The following is a 20074-nucleotide window of genomic DNA, read 5'->3' as shown; positions in this document are numbered from 1 at the left end:
ATGGGTTGGCTACAAGGCGAAGTTGCACTGATCACTGGTGGTGGTTCAGGTCTCGGTTGGGCACTGGTAGAACGTTTCCTGGAAGAGGGTGCACAAGTGGCCGTTCTTCAACGTTCACAGTCTAAAGTCGATGCACTGAATGCACATTTTGGTGACCGCGTGCTGGCAATCGCAGGTGATGTGGCCAGCTATGAAGACAACGTCCGCGCTGTTAAAGCAACTGTAGAACGTTACGGTAAACTCGACTGTTTCGTGGGTAATGCCGGTATCTGGGATCACTATGCAGATATCGTCAATACTTCAGGTGAGCAGCTGGAAAAAGCCTTTGATGAGATTATGGGGATTAATACCAAATCTCTGATCTTGGGTGCCAAAGCTGCACTTGATGAGCTCGTGAAATCTGAAGGTTCGATCATTTTTACACTGTCAAATTCTGCACTTTATTCTGCAGGTGGCGGTCCGGTTTACACAGCATCGAAACATGCCGGTGTAGGCATTATGAAAGAACTGGCTTATGAACTTGCACCTAAAGTCCGAGTTAATGCCGTTGCGCCATCAGGTATGAATGTGAACATCAAAGGTGCTGCATCTTTGGGTCAGGAAAATCTTGGCCTGCTCGATGCACGTGATCCTGAGAAAATCGCCCGTGGCATGCCACTGAATTTCTTACCTGAGCCGGAAGATATGACAGGTTCATATGTGCTCTTGGCATCTCGTCAAAATAACCGTCCTTTGACTGGCGTTCTGATCAATGCAGAATGCGGTCTGGGTATTCGCGGCTTACGTCAGCCACGTGCCGGTTTCTTTGACGAATAAAAATCTAGTCTGAAATGGACTTTTCGGCAGCCTGTTCTAAGGCTGCCTTCCTTTTAAGGAGTCTCTCATGGCCGTTAAACTTATTTGTGCATCGCACAGTCCTTTAATGGAATTTGCTTCACCGCAGGAAAAACGCAAAGAACAGGCTGTTCGTGAAGCGTTTGAAAAACTGTCTGCTGAAGTAAAAGCTTACGACCCAACCCTGATCATTACCTTTGGTCCTGACCATTTCAATGGTTTCTTCTATGACCTGATGCCGAGCTTCTGTGTGGGCATTCGCGCGACTGCTGCAGGTGACTGGGACTATGGTAAAGACAATGCACACATTGATGTACCAGAAGACAAAGCACTGGGCTTAGTGCGTCGTGTACTCGATGAGGGCGTGGACGTTGCGTATTCTTACCGTATGCAAGCTGACCATGGTGTGACTCAGCCATTGCACTTCCTGTGCGACGGCAAACTTGATCGTTATCCAACGATTCCAATTTTCATTAATGGCGCTGCAGCACCGATGCCAACTACGAAGCGTACCATCGCTTTAGGCCGTGCTGTAGGTCAGTTCATCAAATCTCTGAACCTTGAAAATGAGCGTGTACTTGTCCTAGGTACAGGTGGTCTGTCACACGATCCACCAACTCCGCAAATGGGTTCTGTACCACCAGAAGTGGAAGAGTTCCTGATTGCAGGTCGTAACCCGACACCTGCAGCACGTAACGCGCGTCAGTCAAAAATTATTGCAGTGGGCCAGAAACTGGCAGCGGGCGATACCTCTGTTGCAGTTCCTCTGAATGCTGAATGGGATATCGCATTGCTTGAAAAATTCAAGAATGCCGACTTCGCTGCACTAGAAGCCATGACTGAAGCTGAAATCCGCCGTGATGGTGGCCGTGGTGGTCAGGAAGTCCGTTCGTGGATGGCGGCATTTGCTGCTTTAAGCGAAATGGGCGAGTACGAAATGACAACGCACTGTTATGAAGAAATCAGTGAATGGATTGCGGGCTTCGGCATCGTATCTGCAGAGTTAAAAGGTTAAAGACATGAGCAACATCGAAACCATCGTAATTGTAGGTGCTGGCCAGGCAGGTGCAAGCGCGATTTTAGAACTTCGTGGCAACAAATACGAAGGTAAAATCATTCTGATCGGTGATGAAACGCATCTTCCTTATGAGCGTCCACCACTGTCTAAAGACGTGATTCTAAAACCTGAAGAGACCAAGATTGAAATCCTGTCAGAAGAAAAACTGGCGGAACTTGGTGTAGAAACCATTCGTGGCAATGGCGTGAAAAAAATCAACGCTGAAGCGAAAACGGTTGAACTTCAAAATGGTGACGTTGTTGCTTATGACAAACTGTTGCTTGCTACAGGCGGCGCAGCTCGTCGTCTGCCGAACTTCGATGCGCTGGGTAAACATGTTTATACGCTACGTAACCTAGAAGATTCACAAGCACTGGTTCCAGTATTGCAATCAGGCCGTCGTATTGTCCTGATTGGTGGTGGCGTGATCGGTCTGGAACTGGCTTCTTCAGCACGTTTCAAAGAGTGTCAGGTAACTGTGATCGAAATGGGTCCTATGGTGATGGGCCGCTGTTCACCTCGTATCCTGAGCGAATTCCTGCTTGAACAACAACGTTTGGCAGGGATCGACGTTCGTCTGGAAACCAAAATTGCAGATTGCAAACTGGATGGTGAAGAAGTGGTGATTACCCTTGAGGGTGGTGAAGAACTTCGCGCTGATGCTGTAGTTTATGGTATTGGTATCGTGCCAAATGCACAGTTGGCAGTTGAAGCTGGCCTGGATGTTGATTTCGCGATTAAAGTAAATGAAAACTGCCAGACTTCAAATGCAGACATCTATGCAGCAGGTGATGTGGCAACTCAACTTCGTAATTGCGGTAACCACCGTCGTGTCGAAACTTGGGAAAATGCCAACCTGCAAGCAGGGATCTTTGCACGTCATGTGATGGGCGTTGAGCATCCGACACCTAACCCGGCATGGTTCTGGACAGATCAGTTGGACATCAACTACCAGTTCGTGGGTGACATGGCTGCTGCTGAATGGCAAGTTCGCGGTGAAATCAATCCAGAGCTTCGCGCTGAATCATCATTCGTGATGTTTGGTGTGACTGATGGCGTTATTGTCGGCGGTATTACGGTAAATGCGGCAAAAGAAATGCGTCACCTGAAAAAGCTGATCAGCAAGAATGCAGCGTTTGAAGCAGATAAATATTTAGATCTCAGCCAGGATCTTCGTAAACTTGTGAAATAACTTTGTTTTATTGATAAGTTTACAAAAGGGCAGACCTTGGGCAACTTGGGTCTGCTTTTTTATGAGTATTAAAAAATATTGAAAGATGTAGGGACTTGATTGTGATGAGCAGTTATCATGACCTCCAATTTTGATTCTACTTATATAAGTTATAGAGTAGGTGCTTTTACTTTTAAAAGATGAGCCATATATGGCGCAAGGTAACAAAAATCTTTTGAGCATTTGAGGCTACTTCCCTGTATCCCAAAAGCTCGAGCGGCATCCCTGCCACCATCAGTATTGTCGATTGTGGATTTGAACGAGAAGTTAGTTCAATTCTTTCTAAAAAAATTTAATTGAGTCTTTTATGAATTCAAATTCATCTCCCATGCTGGTGACGGCAAGTATTTATGCCTTGCTGGTGCTGATCTGGGCAGCAACGCCACTGGCGATTGTCTGGAGCGTGCAGGAAGTGCACCCGATGTGGGTGCTGATCATCCGTTATTTCGGCGCTTCTCTGCTGGCGTTGGCGATCTTGGCTGCCATGCGTAATCCATTGCCATTTGATCAAACCTCCATGATGAGCTATGTAGCAGGTAGCCTGAACTTGATCGGCGCGCAGTTATTTATCTATCTGGCGGCGAATTATTTGACCTCTGGCTTAATGGCATTGATTTTCGGTTTCTCACCACTGGTTGCAGGTCTAATCGGGCATGTCATCCTGAAAACCAATCGTCTGATTTGGCTGCAATGGCTCGGTATGGCAGTTGCCGTCGGTGGTTTAAGTTTTGTCTTTGCGGAGTCAGCAGATAGTAAGGTGAATCCGTGGGGCGTGGTCCTGATGCTGATTAGCATGGTGTCTTATATCAGCTCGATTTTCTGGGTGAAGCAGATCAATGCACCGTTAAAACCAATGTCACAAGCAACGGGTTCTTTGATTGTTTCCTCATTGGGATCATTACTAATCATTCCTTTTATCTGGCAATCTTTCCCAACACAAATGCCAAGTATGCAGGCGCTATTCGGCTTTGGTTTTACCATGATCCTGTCTTCGATTGTGGCGATGCTGTGTTACTTCTGGCTGATTCGCCGTCTGGCTGCATCCACCGTATCCCTCAGCAATGTGATGACGCCAATCATTGCCCTGATTCTCGGTGCAACCCTGAATAACGAAGTGATCAGCAGTCATGCCTTTGCCGGAATTGCCGTGGTGATGTTCGGGATCGTGATGTACTTCTGGAAAGAATGGCGCGAGCAGTATTTTTCTAAATCTTAAAATAGATTGTTCAAGTTAAATTCAGACCTAAAAGGAAGCTTTGGCTTCCTTTTTTATTTTTGCAGTTTTAGATGCAGAATTGGGTAGGGATTACCTTCAGCATCGGTTTCTGAACGGCTGATCATCTCGAAACCATGTTTTAAATAGAAAGCAGTCGCATCAGGATTCTGCTCATTCACATCGACTTCAGTCACACCTAGAGCAAGCGCATGTTGTAATAACTGGCTGCCTATGCCTTTTCTAAATGCCGCAGGAGAGACAAACAGCATTTCCAGTTTGTTGCCTGCAATGCCCATAAAACCCAGAATCTGCTGCTGATGTTCCACATGGAACAATTGCACGTGGGTGAAATAATTATGATCAATAATCTGCTGACGGATCTTTAGGATCTGCGCGTCATTTAGGAAATGATGCGTAGCACGGACGGATTGTTCCCACAATTCTAGGAGCTGAGGATGCCGATCGGCAGAAGTATGGACAATTACAGGCATGAAGATTCCGATTAAAAATGAGAACAACAAAACAATAAACAATTTATCGCAGCAGTTTATTAAGATGCAAAGAGATAAAATGAAAAATCAAATAGATCCATCTGTTTGAGGAAAGACTAGGACAACTTTGAATGTCATCTGAATCTAATAAAATTGTGGTCTATGCAGCGTTATTTGGCAACCTGGCTATTGCGCTGGTTAAATTTGTCGCAGCCTATATTACCAATAGTTCTGCCATGTTGAGTGAAGCTATTCATTCGGTAGTGGATACCCTGAATGAAATTCTGCTGCTGCACGGTATGAAAAAATCTCAAAAACGCCCCGATGCATTGCATCCCTTTGGCTATGGTCGTGAGCTATATTTCTGGGCCTTTATTGTCGCCTTAATGGTCTTTGCTTTGGGCGCCATTGTATCAATCTATCAGGGTATCCAGCACATTATCCACCCTGAAGAAATGCGGGACCCGATGATTAACTATATTGTGCTCGGTATTGCGATTTTATGTGAAGGAACTTCTTGGTTCGTGGCTTTAAAAGCCTTTCGCAAACACAAAGGCAAAATGGGATATTTTGAAGCTTTTAGACGCAGTAAAGACCCAACGACTTTTACTGTGTTATTTGAAGATACGGCTGCATTGATCGGACTTTTTATTGCGCTGGTAGGTATTTTTCTCGCACATCAGCTAAATATCCCTGAGCTAGATGGAGCTGCCTCAATTCTGATTGGTGTTGTATTGGCGGTATCAGCCTGGTTGCTGGCACGTGAAACCAAAGGCTTATTGCTAGGTGAAACAGCAGATCCTAGACTGCGTGAAAATGTACTTAACATTGCCCAGCAGGATGCTGCGGTCTATAGCGCCAATGGTGTACTCACCGAGCAGATGGGCGCGCATCAGGTGATTGCCTCCTTAAGTCTGGAATTTAAAGATGATCTTACTTCTGATGAAATCGAAGCTTGCGTCAACCGGATTGAAGCGCAGATCAAACAGCTACACCCTGAAATTATTACTCTGTTTGTGAAACCTCAAACCAAAGCGGTATGGCTGGAACGGACCCAAGGTCGTATTTGAGGAAGTGAAGATTTCAGCAGATAACTTTCGTCGGATAGTCAGGAGGGCATCAAGCGTGATTACATGAATACGGGATAAAAATTTAGGTCATGAAATCATGTACAGTCAGGTATGGAGTGAGAATTATCGGATGAATATCGATCATTCTCCTGTCTTTTTAGAAAGAAGAATGGACACAAACTTGATCTCGAGTATTCATTTTTTTAGAAGCTTTTCATCGGTTTTAGTCTTTCCATGGGCTCGATGTTTTGCTAAAAATAACAAAAACATAAATGAATCTTAGGCACGTATTTCATACTATGCTGAAATACCGAAGTATATAAGTTTGTATGCGATTTAAAGAGATGCTCCGTTTGAAAATTCCAGGTGGATGCTGTCTTGCATATAACAAATAATAAATAGTGGATATTTATGCAAGATCTTTTCAAGACTAAAAAATTTCAGCTTGAGACTGAGTCCAGTTGGAAACATCTCTGGTCCAAGCCGGTATTTGATTATCTACATTCCGATCATTTTGATGGTGAGCGGTTTAAGAATCTGGAGCATCATTCGCTCGAGCAGAGTCGCTTTGACTTGTATAAATGGTTATTCACCAGAAAATCCAGAACTTGGGAAGTAAATCTGGAACAGGAACGTGCCGAGTTTTTTTCACGTCCGCGTGCTTTACCACAAAATCGGCCGGAAGCCACTTTAGATGACTGGCAAATCTGGTTTATTGGGCATGCTACCGCTCTGATCCAGATCGGGCCGTATAATTTTCTGACTGATCCGGTCTGGTGTGAATATGCCAGTCCTTCTGCATCCCGAGGGCCACAGCGCGTCATTCCTGCTGGCATTGCCCTGGATGAGCTGCCGCATATTGATGCCGTATTGCTCAGCCATAACCATTATGATCATATGGATCTGGCGACCTTGGCCTGGCTGCATCAGACCTATCAAATGCCGATCTATACCGGCCTTGGTAATGGCTGGTACCTGCCTAAAGACTATAATGTCATTGAAATGGACTGGTGGGAAAATGCATTTTTTGAAGATATCCAGATTGTCTACTCGCCAGCACAGCACGCTTCAGGACGTGGAATGCGTGACCAGAACTGCGCATTATGGGGCGGTTTTTCCTTATTGAATGGCAAGGATCATTGCTATTTTGCCGGGGATAGCGGCTATGCGCCGCATTTCAAGGAAATTCGCAAACGCCTTGGACCACCACGAATTGCGCTGTTGCCGATCGGTGCCTATGAACCGCGTGAACTGATGCGCAATATTCATATGAATCCGGAAGATGCTTTTCATGCCCATCAGGACTTAATGGCACGTTGTTCTATGGCCATTCATTATCGGACCTTCCAGCTCACCGATGAAGCACGTGACCAGCCTGAAAATGAATTGCAGCATATTATCCAGCATTCCTCCAAGCTGATTAACCCGTTTTACTGTATTCGTGAGGGCAAACGGATTATTGTCTAAGGGCTTAAGATCACTCCTGTATAACGATTGAGTCGTTAGCTAGCATATAGAGTAGCTCTCATTTGTATAGGATTAAATCCTATGCTGAAGGGTACAGGTGCCAATCGTGGTGGAAACAAGCATGGCATACTGACTGATCGGGTGGGTATGTTGAGCAATGATTTCTTCGTGAATCTGATGGATATGAAAAAGATCTGGGTACCGGTAGAAGAACCTTTTTGAAATCCGTGACCGTCAAACACATGACCTGAAATGAACTGCAATTCATATTCCTAATGCTTTAATTTAACACCAATAAAAAAACCACCCTCGGGTGGTTTTTTATTCGCTCAGTTCAAGCTAAAAAACTTAGAGAAAGCTTGGTAGGCCTTTAGCTGGATCAGTTGCTCGAGCCATCTGGGCATCAGCTACGCTCATCCCAAGAGCTTGAGCAATACCTTCACCATAGGCGGGATCACAGGCATAACAGTTACGGATATGACGGTACTTGATGAAATCAAGCGCATCACCCATTGCGGCTGCGGTATTATTAAATAGAGCCTGTTTCTGCTCATCATTCATCAGGTTGAACAGGGCACGTGGCTGGCTGAAGTAGTCATTATCATCTTTGCGATAATCCCAGAAATCTGCATCACCCGTGATTTTGAGGGGGGGCTCTCTGAATTCTGGCTGTTCCTGCCACTGGCTGAAACTGTTCGGCTCATAATGCGGCAATGAACCATAGTTGCCATCCATACGGCCCAAACCATCACGGTGATTTGAATGTACCGGGCAACGTGCGGCATTGACCGGAATCTGGGCATGATTCACACCTACACGGTAACGTGCTGCATCAGCATAATTGACCAAACGTGCCTGTAGCATGCGATCCGGTGAATAGCTGATACCTGGTACCAGATTGCTTGGCGCAAAAGCGGCTTGTTCTACGTCCTGGAAATAGTTTTCCGGATTACGGTTGAGTTCGAATTCACCTACTTCAATTAGTGGATAATCACCTTTCGGCCAGACTTTGGTCAGGTCAAACGGATGATAAGGCACTTTCTCGGCATCTGTTTCAGGCATGATCTGAACGTACATTTTCCATTTCGGATAATCGCCACGTTCAATCGCATCAAACAGGTCGGTTTGACTGCTTTCACGGTCTTTAGCAATCAACTCTGCTGCCTCAGCATCAGTCAGATTCTTGATACCTTGCTGGGTACGCATATGGAATTTTACCCAAAAGCGTTCATTTTGGGCATTGATAAAACTGTAGGTATGACTGCCGAAACCGTGCATATGACGGTAACCAGCCGGAATCCCACGATCGGACATTACGATGGTAACTTGATGTAGTGCTTCCGGCAATAAAGTCCAGAAATCCCAGTTATTGGTGGCGCTACGTTTATTGGTTTTCGGATCACGTTTTACTGCTTTGTTTAAGTCAGGAAATTTACGTGGATCACGCAGGAAGAATACCGGTGTATTGTTACCGACTAGGTCCCAGTTCCCTTCTTCGGTATAGAATTTCAGGGCAAAACCACGAATGTCACGTTCTGCATCAGCTGCACCGCGTTCACCGGCGACGGTCGAAAAACGGGCAAAGAGTTCGGTTTTTTTACCGACTTCCGAGAAAATTTTTGCACGGGTATATTCAGTAATGTCATTGGTTACGGTAAAGGTACCAAATGCACCTGAACCTTTTGCGTGCATACGGCGCTCAGGAATCACTTCACGAACAAAGTTAGCCAGTTTTTCATTCAGCCATAAATCTTGGGCCAGCAATGGGCCACGGCTACCTGCCGTCATACTGTTCTGGTTGTCGACTACAGGTGCGCCAGCTTCAGTAGTCAGATGGGTGACAGGGCACTTTTTCATATCTTGGCTCATATTTCTCTCCAAGCGTTGAGAATTTTATTCGTTATTCCAGCATTCAAAAAAATCATCTATAAGCGCAGGAATAACATTAGGGGCTTTATTTCCAACAGATTTTTAATTAAGTGAGTTGTTGAATTGGGTGTTTTGGCAATAAGTTTGGTTTTTCTGTAACTTCAGAAAATACTGCCTAAATGAATAAAAATTAAGTCATTGAAAATAAATAATCTAATTTGAACATAAGATATTTCTAGAAATGTGACAATGTTAAAATATGCAAATTTTTCACTCAGTTTAAAATGATTAAATAAGAAAATCAGAATTTAAGATGTCTTCTCTAAGTCAGAAAAATGCTTCAATATCTCTTTTAGATTTCATTAGGTTTTATTAAATATTTATTAAGTTATTAATTTTATAAATATTTTTTAAATAGAAAGATTTAAGGATTAAAATTCAAGGATTAAACAGGTAGTTAAATCAGCATTCTCTTGCTCACAATTTTCTGATTTTTACAGCAAGAATATCTACCAAATTATCTATTTTCTGGAAAATATTTAAGTCCTGATCTGCTTGAAAATTGGCCAGTCGCCCTTATAATCATTTCACATCCCGAGCGGATCATTTCCTTAGTCCAAATTAAACAGAGAGCAAGATGGCAAAGAAAAAAGCTGTAGAGGCAGTCATGCCAAACTTCGTGGCCAAACATATGCATGAAGTCAATAAAAGCCAGGTTTTTGTAGACCGGAAGAAAAATGCAAAACGTGGTTATACCAAACACAAACAAGGGCGATATCAACAAGATGATCGCCCTTTTTTATGGGCGGCTTAGGGCGGCCAGGAAGAAGTGGATCTGCTTTGGACAGGAGCTGACTTTAAGGGATTCTGGAGGGTATAGTGAAAAGATGAATTTCTTTTCGAAGAATGCGGTGAAGTCCGCCGGGTGGTTGAAGAAGCTTCTTCGGGAAACATATTTTGAAAAAAACGGGGCAGGGTCGCAGAACTCGAAGATCTATTTGGATCAGCATCAGCCATAGGCCGGGTTTGCTGAAAACTGGCAAATTTTCCTAGCTGTTGCCGATACAGTTTTGCCGCAATGACCGATGGATCATTCTTGCCTAAACGCCGTTGCTGGGTACGAGAAATTTCAATTCCCCATAAGGGACAGGCTTTAGGACGTTCAGTTTCACGGATATACTGATGACTGGTACTTGTGTTATTACGACCACGAGAAGATGTATATCTGGATTTTTGCGAACGTAAGGCCGGTGCAACAATAATAAAATAAAACGCTGCAGCCAGCATAAGCAGGATAAGCACAAATTCCATAAGTACCTCGACAGATGCAGAGGAACCTGGAAAAGTTCCTCCTTAAGCGCTGACCATACGGGTGGTGGATTTCACCATATCTCCTAAACCATGTGTTCTAAAATAATGCTCCATCCAGCTTTTTACCATGAGTGGATTGTCCAGTTTTAGTACATGTTTGAGTAATTCCTGTGCATCCGGCATGGGAACATGACAAATCGTTTTTCGGACTCTCAAAATATTGCTAGAACTCATGGACAGGGTATTGAATCCCATGGCCATTAATAGTACGGCCGATAGAGGATCACCGGCCATTTCACCACAGATACTGATCGGTTTGTTATTACGGTGACAATCCTCTACCAGACGGGTCAGGGCACGCAGGATCGCTGGATGTAAGTGTGAATAGACATTGGCCACACGTGGATTATTCCGGTCTACAGCAAGTAAATATTGGGTCAAATCGTTAGAACCGACCGAGAAGAAATCGACCAGTTCAGAAAATTCATCAATCTGATGCAGTACGCTTGGTACTTCGACCATAATTCCGATTTGCGGTTTGGTAATTTTGACCTGCTCTTCTTCCTGAACGGCATAATGATCACGCTCTAACAGATACAGTGCTTCTTCAACTTCACTGACACTGGTCACCATCGGCAACAGGATATGCAGATTGTTCAGACCGATACTGGCTTTTAGCATGGCGCGAATCTGTGAAGAAAAGATTTCAGGATGATCCAGCGTGAAACGAATTCCGCGCCAGCCCAATGCTGAATTTTCTTCTTCAATCGAGAAATATGGCAGGTCTTTATCTGCACCAATATCCAGCGTTCGCATGACTACCGGTTTATTGGCAAAGTGACTCAGTTGCTGCCGGTAAATGGCCCGCTGTTCCTCTTCGCCCGGGAAGCGGTCACGTAGCATGAACGGGATTTCAGAGCGGTATAGGCCAACACCTTTGGCACCGCGTTGTACACCACGAACCACGTCAATCATCAGGCCAGTATTTACGAACAGACGTACAGCGGTACCATCTGGCGTAATTGCATCTTTGGTCTCGTATTGACGTAAATCTTTGGCAATCTGCTCTTCTTCTTTCTGAATTTCTTTATAGCGGGTACGCAGACGACGTGGTGGATTGATAAAGATACGGCCCTGATGTGCATCGACAATCATCTCGACGTCATCCAGAGTATTGATGGGCAGTTCGGTCACACCCACGACAGTTGGAATACCGAGTGCGCGTGCCACAATCACCATGTGTGAATTCATGGCACCTTCAGTGGTGACAATTGCTGCAATCTTATCAACAGGCAGTTCCACCAGTGCAGCCGTTGAAATTTCTTCACCAATCAGGATGCTTTCATCGGTCAGTTCGCGATGGCTTTCATCGGCTTCCTGCAACTTGGCCAGAATACGGCGACCCAGATCTTTCAGATCAGCGACACGTTCACGCAGGTAATCATCTTCCATCTGGGCAAACTGCGCCACATGGTTATCAATCACGATGCGAACTGCGCCTTGTGCCCAGTGACCATCACGAATCAGTGCTTTAATTTCAGATGGCAGGGCATTTTCATCCAGCATACGCAGGAACACACTGAACAGGGCACGCTCTTCGGCCATCAGCGCATCCTGCATCTTGTCATCCAGGAACTGAATTTCTTCACGTACCGAATTTAAGGCATTATCCAGCAAAGCCAGTTCTTCGCTAATATCATCTGCTTCACGATCCGGAACAGCGCCCAGATCTGCAGGTGGATAAAGCACAATGGCACGGCCGAGTGCAATACCGCCAGAACCCGATACGCCCTGGAAGGTTTTATATGCCGGTAAATTATTTGGCTTGCGGAATACATCAATATTGCCGACTGCATGGGCGTGAGCGATTACGCCCGAAAGCTGGGCACATAGCGTAACCAGGAACGATTCAGCCGCTTCACTAAAATCTTGGGATTCTTTATTTTGGACAACCAGTACGCCCATGACCTTACGGCGGTACATGACTGGAACGCCCAGAAAGGAATTATAAATTTCTTCGCCCGTTTCCGGTAAATACAGAAAACGATCATGCTTAGGGGCATTGTCGAGGTTAACGATTTCCTCACGCTGACCTACCAGACCTACCAGACCTTCACCAGTATGTAAAGAGACGTGACCAACAGCTTCAGGTTTCAGGCCTTTAGATGCCATCAACAGATAGCGCTGGTTGCGTTCATCGAGCAGATAAATGGAGCAGACATCCACATGCATGGCCTCGGCCACCTGATTGACCATAATATCGAGTGATTCATGCAAACTGGCAGACGCATTAATCTCTTGGACAATGCGTCTTAGGGTATCCAGTTGCATATTCGACATGGGAGCTGCTCCGTATTTTTTTAGAAGTCCGGTAATTTAGTTTATTTATAACAATAGCCGAGCAAAAAATCTGCACATGCACGCGATTTTTTTAAGGTTTTTGTTGTGGTAATTGCTGACAGAGTTCAATCATGGCCTTGCGATAAACATCGCGTTTAAAATTCACCACTTGGCCTAATGGATACCAGTAACTGACCCATTGCCATTGATCAAATTCGGGCGGATCGGACAGATCAAGTTGAATGTTCTGTACGGGCGCCGTCAGTTTGAGTAAAAACCACTTCTGTTTTTGACCGATACATACCGGATCTGAATCCGTGCGAATGTATCGATACGGCAAACGATAACGCAACCATCCTTTGGTCTGCGCGATAATCTGGACGTGTTCAGGCAGTAAGCCAACTTCTTCTCTCAGCTCACGATAAAGTGCCTGCTCAGGGGTTTCTCCATATTGGATACCTCCTTGTGGAAATTGCCATGCATTATGACCAATGCGTTTTGCCCATAAAACCTGTCCAGCATCGTTTGCCAAAATGATCCCGACATTCGGTCGGAAACCTTCTGAGTCGATCATTTGGCTACCTAAAATTGTTTAATTTATGCCTTTGCTTTCGGGGAATATTATTTCTTTATCCAACTCGAAAAAAAGCAAAGTTTAAAAATGTTAAAATTGCTATGATCTTAACGAATTTCTATCGACTAGCGGAGATAGATTTACAATTTTTTTCTTAAATTTCAGTTTTTACGAGTATTTTCATGAAATTGGCGCTATTTGATCTCGATCACACCCTGTTAAACACCGATTCGGATCATTCCTGGGGGGAATTCCTGGTCAATGAAGGCCTGGTGGATCCCGTTCATCACCGCGCCATGAATGACAAGTTCTATGAGGACTATAAAAAGGGTCAACTGGATCCCTATGCCTATAATGAATTTGTGTTCCAGTTTTTGACCCAACATGACCATGATTATCTGACCGAATTACATCAACTGTTCATGCAAAAAGTCATTCGCTCCCAGATGCGTCTGGAAGGTTTTAAAGCGATTCAGCGCCATAAAGATGCAGGGCATGAAATTGTAGGCATTACTGCAACTTCGGACTTTATTACTGCACCGATTTTCCGTGAGTTTGGGATTACTGAAATTATTGCCACCAATGCTGAAGTCATTGATGGTAAATATACCGGTAAGGTGACCAATATCGCCTGCTATCAGCAAGGCAAATTGACCCGTCTGAATCAATGGTTGGCTGGTCGTGGCGTGACTGAGTCTTGGGCCTATTCAGATTCAATCAATGATCGTTTTCTGCTGGAATATGCCGATCATGCCATTGCCGTAAATCCGGATGATCGTCTGGAAGCATTGGCCAAAGAACAGGGCTGGGAAATTCAGGACTGGTCGATTTAAGCAATTCTTTTGATTTAATCAGGCACAACTTCGGTTGTGCTTTTTTATAAGCAGAATAGGGTACTTTTTGACATGCCCGTTGCTGAATAAACATGCTATGCTCAGAATAAATAAAGCAAGTCGACAATAACGATAGCAAGCGCTGAGGTAATGAAAATGACCCAAGTTAGACCGCGTATGACTCATCTATTTGCACAGTTAGGTCTGGATTCGAGTGCAGAAGGGATTGCCCAATTTATTCATGAGCATCAATTACCCAAAGATGTAAACCTGATGGAGGCGCCGTATTGGTCAGATGCACAGCGCCAGTTCCTGGCTGAAAAAATTGCTTCAGATGGAGAATGGGCCATTGTGGTGGATCAGCTCAATGAATCTCTGCATGAGGATGCCACTAGCGGAATTGAGTAGTGAACAAAAAGCCAATCAACTGATTGGCTTTTTCATTTTGGAATTATCGTACCCTTTTCCATAAAGTTATTTGGGACAGGGTATGTTGATATTTACGCGCTGTTTCTCGGATCACAAAAGGCACATCCACAGGTTCGTCCAGCATTTCAAAATGTGGACTGAGTAAAGCTTTGATACCCTCTAAGGTACTCAGGTTTTCTCCCGCCTGCTTAAATCCGCCGATCCATTCACTGCGTGCTGTATGTTCTTCCAGCCAGGTATAAGGCGAGGCTAGCATCAGGATTCCGCCCATATTCAGCCGATTATGAATCTCACTTAGAAAAGCTTTAGGATGATGCAGGCGATCAATCAGGTTGGCTGCCAGAATAAAATCATAATCTTTAAACTGCGGTTTCAGGTTGCAGGCATCGGCCTGATAAAACTCGACCTTATTGGCAACCTGTTTAAGTTCAAGTTCTGCCAGTGAGCAGGATTTATATTCCACCAGTTCACCCTCAACAGGAATGCTATAGCGCAGGGTCTCTCCTTGCGCCAGCACCACACCTTGCTGAATAAAACGGGCTGAAAAGTCTAAACCTGTGACCTGATCAAAATCTTGGGCCAGTTCAAAGCTGGCGCGTCCGGTGGCACAACCGATATCCAGCGCTTTATGACACGGAATGTTTTGAAAATAGGGACGGGCCAGTTGAATGAGGCTTTGGGCAAAGTTTGGAACAGCAAAATATTCCGCCCCATACTGGAATTCTAGATATTGGGAAATCAGCTGATCGCTTTCATATTGAGAGTGAAACTGCGGTGATGTCTCTTCCGCGGCAACATAGCGAAAACCGGCATGCTGGAAAAAATGTCGCCGGAACGCATAGCGTGAACTGTGCAGGGCTTCATTACCGGCTGAAATCCAGGAACCGCCTTTAATCAGATGATGTTGGCCATCGAAGGTTGGGGTACTAAAATCATCATAGAAAGGATGGACTTGAAAGCCTTCGAAAGGATAAATCGGGGTCTCGGTCCATTGCCAGACATTGCCCTGAACATCATAAAAATCGCCATGCTGAAAATGATCCACCGGAAAAGAGTTAGGGCCATATTTTAATTCAATATTGGCTTGCTCAGGACTTGGTAATTTTGGATCCAGTCCTGAAACTGCATACAATCGATACCATTCATCCTCAGTGGGCAGACGAATGGATTCTCCGGTCTGTGTTGATTTCCAGTTACAGAAAGCTTTGGCTTCATGATAATTCACTTCGACTGGCCAGTCCCAAGGCATCGGAACTTCTTCCAGCATCAATCTTAATGACCAACCCAGTTCCGTTTTGACCCAGAAGGTAGGATGTGTGGCTTGAGAAAATGCTAACCATTGCTGGCCCTCTTCAGTCCAGTAGTCAGCTGTCTGATAACCTTCTGCTTCAACAAAGGCTAAAAACTCCTGATTGGACACCAGATATTTAGAGGCTTCGAATTCTGCAATTTCGGCATGATGGTGGCCGTATTCATTGTCCCAGCCATAAAAAGCATGTTCGAAATTTTTATGTAAATTGACCTGACCTGCCGGTACCTTTACCAGACTATTTTCAGGCGCAATACCGGTAATGACATTGGCACGCCACTGCGGATGATTCTGTACATAACGTAACTGATGCTGGCGAATTAAAACTGAAGAGGTTTCCAGATGAATCCGTTCATGCTCAATGCCCATGATGATGGTCCACCAGGGATTGTGCCAGTTCAGTGGAAGTTGTAGCGGCGCATGTTCTATCACTTTCAAGACCAGGGCACGCACCTGATGCCGGTAATCACGTACCGCCTGAATGCTAGGCCAGTGATAGTTCTTTTCATCCAGATCATCCCAGCTCATTTCATCTACACCAATCGCGAAGATACTTTCCAGATGCGGATTTAAACGTTCCGGGATCAGTTGAGCCAGCAACAGCTTATTGATAAAAAAAGTGGCAGTATGACCAAAATAAAAGATCAGTGGATGACGTAAGGCAATCGGTTTGTCATAAAAGGCTTCTTCATTTTTCAGACAGTCAAACAGTTGCTCATAGGTGTCAAAGGTATTTAGAAAATAATCACGTAATACGGCACGCGCTGTCGGTTCATCTTCAAAATCAAGGTTGGGAGTCGGGTGTAGCGTTGGTTTAAGCGGTTTCCATAAACCCATTTCTTCGAGCAGGTCATGAGAAGAAGATAATAAAGTTTTGGAATCAGAAGATTTGATCTGCATTCTGTGCTTCCTTGAATACGTTTTAATTTTTCATCTTCAGGAAAATGAATTTGATACTTTTAAAAGTACTTGAAAGGAAGCAACTGATGCGATGTATTTAGGTAACAAAATGCTGCATCGATATTGATGCAGCAGAGAAATGTGAAAATTAATTTTAAATTGATGGACCTTGCATCAGTTGAACCAGTGCTTCAGCCGCCTTCGATTGTGTACGTCCCGGATGCCAGACCATACCGAGCTGACGGTTCATTTCCAGATTCAGATCCAGTTCTTGCAGGTCATGATTGACCAGGGTTTTGGGCAAGACTGACCAGCCTAAACCAATCGAAACCAGCATCCGGATCGATTCAAGCGGATTATTACTCATGGTCGTTTTCGGCTTGATACCCTGTTTTTCAAACTCAGCCATCGTAATCTGCGTGGTATAGGTCTGCGCAGAAGGCAGCAGGCTTGGGTAATTCACCAGATCTTCAAGAGACAGGTTTTTTTGCTGAGCCAACGGATGGAACGGTGCTACCACAAAAACCAGAGGATCATTCCAGATAGTGACATATTTCAGGCGCTCATCCCCATGCGGCGGTAGCGTCAGAAAAGCCAGTTCCAGATCACCGGCAATGACCTGTTCATGTGCCTGTTCAGAATCTACAAAATGTACATCCAGGGTCACATTCGGATATTGCTGTACATATTCACGCAGATGGCTCGGTAAATGATGCAGACCAATATGATGGCTGGTGCCAATTTTCAGTTTGCCTTGTACCTGACCTTGTTCATGACTCAGGGTATAGTGAATATCACCCAGCTCGTTCAGCCAGTTTTTTACTTTAGGCAGCAGGGAATGTGCTGCATGAGTGGCCTGTACACCACGGCCCGCAGATTCAAATAATTTCACCCCGAAATATTCTTCCAGACTGTGAATACGTTTGGTCACAGCTGGTTGGGTAATAAAAAGCTGATCTGCAGCCAAAGAAATCGAACCTGTTTCCATGACTTTTACAAAGGCTTCAAAAGCTGCGAGATTCATCTTGATCACCTATAAAGTTTTTTTATGCTTAAGTTTATTATTGTAATAATTTAAGAATAAATCAAAGTAAAAATATAGAACTATTGGTTTAATGTTGAATTAATACACATTTTTAAATGTTTTATTTTATGTCATAAAAAAAGCCACCGAGGGGTGGTGGCTCAAAGAGGAAGATCGACAAAAAATTATGCGGTGATTTCCTCATCCTGTTGCTGGCTTTTTGCTTCCCAGATTTTCTCGTGGAAGAAGAAAGCAACTGCCTGTACAGTCGGTTCTAATAAACTCAAGGCAATCGCCATGGTTAAACTGCCTGTGACAAAATAGCCCACTAACATCGCGACAGTGATGTGCATGATGTAATAGCTAAATGTCTTTTTGAACATACGCTGATTGTTATCTACAAAACGTTGAATATGTGCCATGTGGATCTTCCTCAAAACAAATGATCTGTGCCGATGAGGAAATAATAATAATTCTCATTTAATTTGTAAAAACGAATATTTTTAATAAAACGATCGGAAAATTAAATTTATAAAAAGAGAGCTAAACCATGATTTAATTTAAGTTTTAAAATATTCCAAAAAGTTTTTTAACTAATAAAAATGATAAATTAGATTTATGTGAATGCAGCGATATAATCAAAATTAGCGAAAGAATTTACCCAGTCCAGTGGAGCACATCGACATGGCAGGCGAGACCCAAACAGCAAAAACATTATACGATAAGTTATGGGATGACCATTTAGTAAAACAACGAGATGATGGTTCAGCTCTACTTTATATCGACCGTCATTTATTGCATGAAGTGACTTCGCCACAAGCCTTTGAAGGCTTGCAACTTGCTGGCCGTAAGCCATGGCGTTTAAGTGCCAATATTGCGACACCTGACCATAACGTACCGACCTCTAAAAAAGAGCGTGAGCAGGGCGTGGCTGGGATTGAAGATGATACTTCACGTATCCAGGTACAAACCCTGGATGATAACTGTAAGACGTTCGATATTGTTGAATTTGATATTAACGATATTCGTCAAGGCATCGCGCACGTTGTTGGTCCTGAGCAAGGCTTAACCTTGCCAGGTATGACCGTTGTATGTGGTGACTCACATACTGCAACACATGGTGCATTTGGCTGCTTGGCACACGGGATTGGAACATCAGAAGTTGAACATGTATTGGCAACCCAATGCCTGGTTCAGAAGAAAATGAAAAATATGTTGGTACGCGTTGACGGTAAATTGGGTCAAGGCGTAACACCGAAAGATGTGGTTTTAGCCATTATCGGTAAAATCGGAACTGCAGGCGGTACAGGTCACGCGATTGAATTTGGTGGTCAGGTGTTCCGTGACATGTCGATTGAAGGCCGTATGACCGTGTGTAACATGGCAATCGAAGCGGGTGCACGTGTCGGTATGGTCGCAGTCGATGAAAAAACCATTGAGTATGTTAAAGACCGTCCATATGCACCGAAAGGCGAGCAATGGGATCAGGCGGTTGCGTACTGGAATACCTTGCACTCCGACGAAGGTGCTCACTTCGATACAGTTGTAGTGTTACAAGGTGAAAAGATTGAACCGCAAGTGTCTTGGGGGACTTCTCCTGAGATGGTGATTCCGGTGTCTCAAGCGGTTCCAACTTTGGAACAGGCCAAAGATGATGTACAGCGCAATGACTGGAACCGTGCTTATCAATATATGGGCTTAACTGCAGGTCAGCCTTTAGCAGATATTCAGTTAGACCGTGTATTCATCGGTTCTTGCACCAACTCACGTATCGAAGATATTCGTGCTGCGGCTGAAGTAATCAAAGGCCGTAAAGTGGCTTCTAGCATTAAGCAGGCCATGGTCGTTCCGGGTTCGGGTTTAGTGAAACAGCAGGCAGAATCTGAAGGTTTGGACAAAGTCTTTATCGAAGCTGGTTTTGAATGGCGTGAACCAGGCTGTTCTATGTGCTTGGCAATGAATGCTGACAAGTTGCAGCCAGGCGAACATTGTGCCTCAACTTCAAACCGTAACTTTGAAGGTCGTCAGGGTAATGGCGGTCGTACCCACTTGGTGAGTCCAGCCATGGCGGCGGCGGCAGCGATTGCCGGTCACTTTGTTGATGTCCGTTCATTTTAAT

General features: G+C 44.4%; 18 protein-coding genes and 1 pseudogene. 11 read left to right on the top strand and 8 right to left on the bottom strand.

What is annotated here, in order from left to right:
- From hcaB to FTU46_RS06315, 4 genes are all read left to right on the top strand, one after another.
- Complete coding sequence (gene hcaB, locus FTU46_RS06330; RefSeq protein WP_004781818.1) at positions 1–816, top strand: 3-phenylpropionate-dihydrodiol/cinnamic acid-dihydrodiol dehydrogenase; 816 nt, start codon at positions 1–3, stop codon at positions 814–816.
- A 67-nt stretch (positions 817–883) separates the two neighbouring features.
- Positions 884–1849: a 3-carboxyethylcatechol 2,3-dioxygenase gene (locus FTU46_RS06325; RefSeq protein WP_180104573.1), complete on the top strand. Its 966-nt coding sequence runs from the start codon at positions 884–886 to the stop codon at positions 1847–1849.
- A gap of 4 nt (positions 1850–1853) precedes the next feature.
- The gene (gene hcaD, locus FTU46_RS06320) at positions 1854–3083 is read left to right on the top strand and encodes a 3-phenylpropionate/cinnamic acid dioxygenase ferredoxin--NAD(+) reductase subunit (protein ID WP_034704704.1); all 1230 of its coding nucleotides are present in this window, start codon (positions 1854–1856) and stop codon (positions 3081–3083) included.
- A 346-nt stretch (positions 3084–3429) separates the two neighbouring features.
- Positions 3430–4338 carry a DMT family transporter gene (locus FTU46_RS06315; RefSeq protein WP_180104572.1) on the top strand — a complete coding sequence of 303 codons (909 nt, stop codon included), beginning with the start codon at positions 3430–3432 and terminating at the stop codon, positions 4336–4338.
- A gap of 53 nt (positions 4339–4391) precedes the next feature.
- On the opposite strand, the gene FTU46_RS06310 is transcribed toward FTU46_RS06315, so the two are convergent.
- Entirely contained in the window at positions 4392–4829 is a 438-nt protein-coding gene (locus FTU46_RS06310) for a GNAT family N-acetyltransferase (protein ID WP_004781822.1), read from the bottom strand.
- A gap of 131 nt (positions 4830–4960) precedes the next feature.
- On the opposite strand from FTU46_RS06310, the gene FTU46_RS06305 reads away from it, so the two are divergent.
- The 3 genes and pseudogenes from FTU46_RS06305 to FTU46_RS06295 all read left to right on the top strand — a co-directional run.
- A complete protein-coding gene (locus FTU46_RS06305; RefSeq protein ID WP_180104571.1) occupies positions 4961–5899 on the top strand; it encodes a cation diffusion facilitator family transporter in 939 nt (312 codons plus the stop codon).
- 411 nt (positions 5900–6310) lie between these two features.
- Positions 6311–7366 carry an MBL fold metallo-hydrolase gene (locus tag FTU46_RS06300; RefSeq protein WP_034704696.1) on the top strand — a complete coding sequence of 352 codons (1056 nt, stop codon included), beginning with the start codon at positions 6311–6313 and terminating at the stop codon, positions 7364–7366.
- 84 nt (positions 7367–7450) lie between these two features.
- Positions 7451–7570: pseudogene (locus FTU46_RS06295) on the top strand (catalase-peroxidase 2); the annotation flags it as partial.
- A 144-nt stretch (positions 7571–7714) separates the two neighbouring features.
- On the opposite strand, the gene FTU46_RS06290 reads toward FTU46_RS06295, so the two are convergent.
- The gene (locus FTU46_RS06290; RefSeq protein ID WP_004781832.1) at positions 7715–9235 is read right to left on the bottom strand and encodes a catalase; all 1521 of its coding nucleotides are present in this window, start codon (positions 9233–9235) and stop codon (positions 7715–7717) included.
- A 637-nt stretch (positions 9236–9872) separates the two neighbouring features.
- Between FTU46_RS06290 and FTU46_RS06285 the strand changes: the two genes are divergently transcribed.
- On the top strand, positions 9873–10049 hold the full coding sequence (locus tag FTU46_RS06285) for a hypothetical protein (protein WP_004781833.1): 177 nt from the start codon (positions 9873–9875) through the stop codon (positions 10047–10049).
- On the opposite strand, the gene FTU46_RS06280 is transcribed toward FTU46_RS06285, so the two are convergent.
- The 3 genes from FTU46_RS06280 to FTU46_RS06270 form a co-directional block, all read right to left on the bottom strand.
- A complete protein-coding gene (locus FTU46_RS06280; RefSeq protein WP_166138117.1) occupies positions 10046–10546 on the bottom strand; it encodes a hypothetical protein in 501 nt (166 codons plus the stop codon). The genes FTU46_RS06285 and FTU46_RS06280 overlap by 4 nt on opposite strands.
- Before the next feature lie 42 nt (positions 10547–10588).
- A complete protein-coding gene (gene ptsP, locus FTU46_RS06275) occupies positions 10589–12886 on the bottom strand; it encodes a phosphoenolpyruvate--protein phosphotransferase (protein WP_034702391.1) in 2298 nt (765 codons plus the stop codon).
- A gap of 91 nt (positions 12887–12977) precedes the next feature.
- Positions 12978–13460, bottom strand: a complete 483-nt coding sequence (locus FTU46_RS06270; protein WP_004781838.1) for an RNA pyrophosphohydrolase — start codon at positions 13458–13460, stop codon at positions 12978–12980.
- A gap of 182 nt (positions 13461–13642) precedes the next feature.
- Here FTU46_RS06270 and FTU46_RS06265 point away from each other — a divergent pair, with 182 nt between their 5' ends.
- Both FTU46_RS06265 and FTU46_RS06260 read left to right on the top strand, forming a co-directional pair.
- Entirely contained in the window at positions 13643–14293 is a 651-nt protein-coding gene (locus FTU46_RS06265; RefSeq protein WP_180104570.1) for an HAD family phosphatase, read from the top strand.
- Positions 14294–14449: 156 nt separating this feature from the next.
- Positions 14450–14701, top strand: a complete 252-nt coding sequence (locus FTU46_RS06260; protein WP_005232362.1) for a DUF2789 domain-containing protein — start codon at positions 14450–14452, stop codon at positions 14699–14701.
- Between the two features lie 43 nt (positions 14702–14744).
- On the opposite strand, the gene ovoA is transcribed toward FTU46_RS06260, so the two are convergent.
- From ovoA to FTU46_RS06245, 3 genes are all read right to left on the bottom strand, one after another.
- Positions 14745–16868 (bottom strand): 5-histidylcysteine sulfoxide synthase, encoded by a 2124-nt coding sequence (gene ovoA, locus FTU46_RS06255; RefSeq protein ID WP_257224608.1) that lies wholly within the window; start codon positions 16866–16868, stop codon positions 14745–14747.
- Between the two features lie 217 nt (positions 16869–17085).
- On the bottom strand, positions 17086–17955 hold the full coding sequence (locus FTU46_RS06250) for a LysR family transcriptional regulator (protein ID WP_004781845.1): 870 nt from the start codon (positions 17953–17955) through the stop codon (positions 17086–17088).
- Positions 17956–18140: 185 nt separating this feature from the next.
- Complete coding sequence (locus FTU46_RS06245; protein WP_159123642.1) at positions 18141–18377, bottom strand: DUF2061 domain-containing protein; 237 nt, start codon at positions 18375–18377, stop codon at positions 18141–18143.
- A gap of 262 nt (positions 18378–18639) precedes the next feature.
- Here FTU46_RS06245 and leuC point away from each other — a divergent pair, with 262 nt between their 5' ends.
- On the top strand, positions 18640–20073 hold the full coding sequence (gene leuC / locus FTU46_RS06240; protein WP_180104568.1) for a 3-isopropylmalate dehydratase large subunit: 1434 nt from the start codon (positions 18640–18642) through the stop codon (positions 20071–20073).
- Position 20074: the final 1 nt, after the last annotated feature.

The sequence above is a fragment of the Acinetobacter sp. YH12108 genome (assembly GCF_013419055.1).
Classification (GTDB): domain Bacteria; phylum Pseudomonadota; class Gammaproteobacteria; order Pseudomonadales; family Moraxellaceae; genus Acinetobacter.
This window is presented reverse-complemented; position numbering and strand designations above follow the sequence as displayed.

Bases quoted from the DNA above. Each gene is read 5' to 3' on its own strand.
- FTU46_RS06305 (WP_180104571.1), top strand. From the start codon at position 4,961: ATGTCATCTGAATCTAATAAAATTGTGGTCTATGCAGCGTTATTTGGC.
- FTU46_RS06285 (WP_004781833.1), top strand. From the start codon at position 9,873: ATGGCAAAGAAAAAAGCTGTAGAGGCAGTCATGCCAAACTTCGTGGCC.
- FTU46_RS06290 (WP_004781832.1), bottom strand. From the start codon at position 9,235: ATGAGCCAAGATATGAAAAAGTGCCCTGTCACCCATCTGACTACTGAA.
- FTU46_RS06315 (WP_180104572.1), top strand. From the start codon at position 3,430: ATGAATTCAAATTCATCTCCCATGCTGGTGACGGCAAGTATTTATGCC.
- FTU46_RS06265 (WP_180104570.1), top strand. From the start codon at position 13,643: ATGAAATTGGCGCTATTTGATCTCGATCACACCCTGTTAAACACCGAT.
- FTU46_RS06245 (WP_159123642.1), bottom strand. From the start codon at position 18,377: ATGGCACATATTCAACGTTTTGTAGATAACAATCAGCGTATGTTCAAA.
- ptsP (WP_034702391.1), bottom strand. From the start codon at position 12,886: ATGTCGAATATGCAACTGGATACCCTAAGACGCATTGTCCAAGAGATT.
- FTU46_RS06325 (WP_180104573.1), top strand. From the start codon at position 884: ATGGCCGTTAAACTTATTTGTGCATCGCACAGTCCTTTAATGGAATTT.
- FTU46_RS06300 (WP_034704696.1), top strand. From the start codon at position 6,311: ATGCAAGATCTTTTCAAGACTAAAAAATTTCAGCTTGAGACTGAGTCC.
- FTU46_RS06310 (WP_004781822.1), bottom strand. From the start codon at position 4,829: ATGCCTGTAATTGTCCATACTTCTGCCGATCGGCATCCTCAGCTCCTA.
- hcaB (WP_004781818.1), top strand. From the start codon at position 1: ATGGGTTGGCTACAAGGCGAAGTTGCACTGATCACTGGTGGTGGTTCA.
- leuC (WP_180104568.1), top strand. From the start codon at position 18,640: ATGGCAGGCGAGACCCAAACAGCAAAAACATTATACGATAAGTTATGG.
- FTU46_RS06280 (WP_166138117.1), bottom strand. From the start codon at position 10,546: ATGGAATTTGTGCTTATCCTGCTTATGCTGGCTGCAGCGTTTTATTTT.
- FTU46_RS06250 (WP_004781845.1), bottom strand. From the start codon at position 17,955: ATGAATCTCGCAGCTTTTGAAGCCTTTGTAAAAGTCATGGAAACAGGT.
- hcaD (WP_034704704.1), top strand. From the start codon at position 1,854: ATGAGCAACATCGAAACCATCGTAATTGTAGGTGCTGGCCAGGCAGGT.
- FTU46_RS06270 (WP_004781838.1), bottom strand. From the start codon at position 13,460: ATGATCGACTCAGAAGGTTTCCGACCGAATGTCGGGATCATTTTGGCA.
- ovoA (WP_257224608.1), bottom strand. From the start codon at position 16,868: ATGGGTTTATGGAAACCGCTTAAACCAACGCTACACCCGACTCCCAAC.
- FTU46_RS06260 (WP_005232362.1), top strand. From the start codon at position 14,450: ATGACCCAAGTTAGACCGCGTATGACTCATCTATTTGCACAGTTAGGT.